Below are 3913 nucleotides of genomic sequence, written 5' to 3'. Positions count from 1 at the left end.
GTGGCGAGATAGCCGTTGCCCAGCGTGCACAACGACTCCCGCAGGCGCTCGTCCGCCGGGTCGTAGCCGTCGTACTCCCAGGTCCAGCCCGTCACTGCCGTACCCCCTCGTCGAGCGGTTCGCCGAGGTCGGGTACGACGCTGCCGGCGCCGTACGGCGGGTACGACGGTGTCGGCGCCGTACGGCGGAGTCGCTCGGCCTCCGTCTCCCACGGTCACATCGTCTGCGGCACGACCGCCACCGGGCAGTCCGCGTGGTGGAGCAGGGCGTGGCTCACCCGGCCGAGCTGGAGCCCGAGACGGCCGTGTCCGCGCCGCGCTCCGACGACGACCAGGTCGGCGGCGGCCGAGTGGTGCACGAGGACACCGTGGGCCGGTCCCTCGACCGTGACGCGCCGCACCCGGACCGCCGGATGCTCGGCCACTGCGTCCCGCAGCAGCGCGTCGAGCAGGGCGGAGGCCCGTTCCTCGGGCCCGCGCGTCGGGCCCTCCGCGGGCGCGGGCTCGTCCGCGTCGTCGTGCGCGGGGCGGCGCCAGGCGCGTACGACGTCCAGGGCGCATCGGCGTGTCTCGGCCTCTCGGAAGGCGAAGCGCACGACCTCCTCGGCGCCGGTCTCGGGGTCGCCCGCGCCCAGCAGGATCCGCTCGTGGGAGCCGGCCAGGCCCGCCGCGTCGCCCCGGACGACGATCACCGGGCAGGGCGCGCGGGCCGCCACGGCCAGGCCGACCGAGCCGAGGAGCAGGCCCTTCAGCCCACCGCGTCCGCGTGCTCCGGTCACCACGGCGAAGGCGTCGTCCGCCTCGCGCAGCAGGGTGTCCACGGCGTCGTCGGGGACGATGTCCGTGGTGACCTTCACCGCGGGGTTGCGCTGTCCGGCGCGCTCGGCGGCGGAGGCGACGAGGTTCTCGGCGAGCACCCGCCCGGACGGGCGGCTGTGGCCGGGGTACGGGAGGGCTCGCTCGTACCGCTCCCAGCGCGAGGCGTGCACCATGCGCAGCGCGAGACCGTGCCGGGCGGCCTCGTCCACCGCCCAGTCGACCGCCGACAGGCCGGCGTCGGATCCGTCGATGCCCACGACCAGGGGGAGTGTCATCGTCCCCACCGCCTTCCGTAGAGCAGCACAGGGGTCCGATTTCACCGTCGCACGGACCGGCGGGCGATACGAGGGGCGGACCGGCCTTCGACGGGGCCGTTCGGCCCAGGCGTTCGCGTTGCGGCCGGGTGCGTCAGGGGTGCGCGTCGGGGCGCGGGCGACCGCCCTTCAGCCCTTGCCTCCGCTGAGGTTGCGCCACTGCGGGCCGACGTGCCTCCACTCGGCGTCCCACTCCGCCAGACGCCGGCTCAGCAGCCGTCTGCGGATGAGCCATCCGCCGGCGAGCACCGTGCCGCCGGTGCCGGACGCGGCGAGCACGCCGGTGCCCACCACCTGCACCACCCGCTGCGTCGCCGTGGGCGGGTCCGGGACCAGGGCGCCCGTGCGGTCGGCCCACGCCGTCACGCGGGTGCCCGTGGTGGCGTCGGGATCGACTTTCGTCCGTGCCGTGTGCGCGCGGCCGTCGGCCGTCGTCCAGCGGACCGTCGCCCACACCTTGTCGTCGTCGAATCCGGTCGTGGTCGGCGGAATCCTCGACGCGTCCTCGGCGAGCACGGCGACGACGGGGTGTACGGCCGCCCGCCGCGCGGCCATGTCCGCGTCGGCGGCCGTCGCGGCGGCCCGGGCCGCGAAGGCTCCGGCGAGGAGGGCCAGGGTCCACGTGGCGAGCACGATCCGGGCTTCGACGACGTCGCCGGGGCGTCGCAGCGCGTTGTGCCGCCACCGCCAGAACCGCACGCTGGTCACCTGTGTCCGATGGCTCCCGGCCATGGGCTCGCCCCCTCCTCGAGCGCCGTCACTTCCTCGCCGGCACCCGCCACAGCAGCGTGGTGCCGCCGCCCTCGGGGGTGCCCAGCTCCAGTCGGCCGCCCAGCTGCTCGGCACGCTCCGCCATGTTGCGCAGTCCGCTGCGGCGGCCCCCCTCCGGGATGCCCACGCCGTTGTCGGTGACCGACAGCCGTACCTCCCGCCCGTCCGTGGCCAGGAGCACGTCGGCCCGGTCCGCGCGGGCGTGCCGGGCGATGTTGGTCAGGGCCTCGGACAGCACCGCCACCACATGGTCGGCGATCTCCTTCGGCACGTCGGTGTCCAGCAGACCCTCCATGCGCACGCTGGGGGCGAAGCCCAGGACCGGCGCGGCCTGACCGACCGCCCGTACGGCACGGGCCCGCAGCCCGGCCTCCCCGGTGCCTTCCCGGGTGCGCAGGCCGAAGATCGTCGACCTGATGATCTTGATGGTCTCGTCCAGGTCGTCGACCGCGCGCACCACCCGCTCGGCCGCCTCGTCGTGCTCGATGAAGCGGCCCGCGCTCTGCAGGGTCATGCCGGTGGCGAACAGCCGCTGGATCGCCAGGTCGTGGAGGTCCCGGGCGATGCGGTCGCGGTCCTTGAGCACCGCGACCTCCTCGGCGTCCTGACGGCGTTGCGCCAGCTCCATCGCGATGGCGGCCTGTGCCGCGAAGGCCTGAAGGGTCTCGGTCTCCGTCGCCGAGAACGTCGGCCGGCCGGTTTCCCGGGCCAGCAGGAGCACACCGCGCGGGCCCGCCTCGCCGGTGCCGACGGGCACGGCCACGGCGGGGCCGAGTCCGCCGAACCTCGGGGGCTCCGGCGAGACGCGGTCGTCGTGGGCGACGTCCTCGCTGGTGACCGGGGCCGCGGTGGAGTAGGCCAGCCCCATCAGGCTTCTGTCCATCGGCAGGACGAGCCCTCGGTGGGCCTCGGCGTCGAGCCCGACGGCGGTCTCCACGGCGAGCGACGTGGTGTCCTCCATGGGCAGCGCGACCGCCGCGAGGGCGGATCCGGTGATCTCGCCGGCCTGCTCGGCGATCAGGGCGAGGACCTCGGTGCGCGCGCCGCCGGACATCAGACTGTGGGTGATCGCCGCGTTCGCCCGCAGCCAGCGTTCCCGCAGCCGGGACTCCTCGTACAGCCGGGCGTTGTCGATGGCGACCCCGGCGGCGACGGCCAGGGTCAGCGTCACGGACACGTCGTCCTCGTCGAACTGTCCCCCGCCCCGCTTCTCCGTCAGGTACAGATTGCCGAAGACCTGGTCGCGCACCCGGATCGGGACGCCGAGGAAGGTGTTCATCGGCGGGTGGTGCGGTGGGAACCCGTACGAGGCGGGGTGCTCGGAGAGCTTCGCCAGACGCAGCGGCTCGGGGTGGCGGATCAGTTCGCCCAGGATGCCGTGGCCCTCCGGGTACGGGCCGATCCGGGCGATCTGCTCCTCGGTGACCCCGACGGTGTGGAAGGCCGACAGCCTCTTGCCGTCCGGTCCGATCACGCCGAGCGCCGCGTACTCCGCGTCGACCAGCGCCGCGGCCGCCTCCACGATGCTGTGGAGGGCCTGCTCCAGGTCCAGCTCCCGGCCGACCGACAGCACCGCCTCCAGCAGGCTGTGCACCCGGTCTCGGGTGCCGCGCGCCGCGTCCAGCCGGGCCTGCAGTTCCTCCAGCAGCTCGTCCAACCGCAGCTGAGGCAGCCGTACCCGGGCCTCCTCGGGGCTTCCCACCTGCGCTCCTCCGGTCAACGGACACCCACCGGTCCGATCATGTGCCACGGTAACGGCCGACCGGTGGACGCGGTAGCGGATCGGCCCGGTTACCCGCGGTCCTCGCATGGGCCGACCGGCCCGGTGGAGGGGACCGACCGCACCTGCCGCGCCGGTCCCGGCGGACGGAGGCTGGAGGTGTCCAGCCCGACGTCCGATGGAGGAGACCGGCGCCATGGTCCGTTACGTGTACGACTTCACCGAGGGCGGCCGTGACCTGGCCGGCCTGCTCGGCGGCAAGGGCGCGAACCTGGCCGAGATGGCTCGGC

General features: G+C 74.7%; 3 protein-coding genes. All 3 read right to left on the bottom strand.

Annotation, left to right across the window (positions count from 1 at the left end; genetic code table 11):
* Positions 1-214 precede the first annotated feature (214 nt).
* The 3 genes from ACIRF9_RS52480 to ACIRF9_RS52470 all read right to left on the bottom strand — a co-directional run bounded on the left by ACIRF9_RS52480 (position 215) and on the right by ACIRF9_RS52470 (position 3605).
* Positions 215-1093 carry a universal stress protein gene (locus ACIRF9_RS52480; protein WP_403837753.1) on the bottom strand — a complete coding sequence of 293 codons (879 nt, stop codon included), beginning with the start codon at positions 1091-1093 and terminating at the stop codon, positions 215-217.
* A gap of 168 nt (positions 1094-1261) precedes the next feature.
* Entirely contained in the window at positions 1262-1864 is a 603-nt protein-coding gene (locus tag ACIRF9_RS52475) for a hypothetical protein (protein WP_403837751.1), read from the bottom strand.
* 25 nt (positions 1865-1889) lie between these two features.
* Positions 1890-3605, bottom strand: coding sequence for a GAF domain-containing protein (locus tag ACIRF9_RS52470; RefSeq protein ID WP_403837749.1), 1716 nt, complete (start codon positions 3603-3605; stop codon positions 1890-1892).
* Positions 3606-3913: the final 308 nt, after the last annotated feature.

The sequence above is a fragment of the Streptomyces sp. NPDC096132 genome, from assembly GCF_044763345.1.
In the GTDB taxonomy this organism is placed as follows: Bacteria; Actinomycetota; Actinomycetes; order Streptomycetales; family Streptomycetaceae; genus Streptomyces.
The sequence above is the reverse complement of the archived record's forward strand: the minus strand, read 5'-3'. Positions and strand labels throughout refer to the sequence as shown.